1 protein-coding gene is annotated in these 250 nt (G+C 81.6%); it reads right to left on the bottom strand.

From position 1 onward, the window contains the following. On the bottom strand, positions 1-250 hold a 250-nt coding region (locus FVA95_RS31300), incomplete at both ends, for a hypothetical protein (protein ID WP_205016097.1).

The raw sequence follows: 250 nt of genomic DNA, 5'->3' as shown, positions 1-250 counted from the left end.
TCCCGTACCTCGCGAGCGCGCCTCGTCGCGGGCGGTCACCGCGGAGCCGACCGCACCGTTCGCGGCGCCGACGATCGCGTCGTCGTCGACCGGGGGCGGCGGCTCGGCCAGCGACCGCGCCGTCCCGGAGTGTGCCGACGGCGCCGCGGCGGCCGCGGCGGTCAGCGATGCGTCCGCGGCCGGGGAGCTGAACGCCTGCAGCGCGAGGTCGGCGACCCGGGGGAGCCCGCCGCCGGTCGCGGCGTGCGCG

This window comes from Pseudonocardia sp. EV170527-09 (genome assembly GCF_008369905.1).
Classification (GTDB): Bacteria; Actinomycetota; Actinomycetes; order Mycobacteriales; family Pseudonocardiaceae; genus Pseudonocardia.
This window is presented reverse-complemented; position numbering and strand designations above follow the sequence as displayed.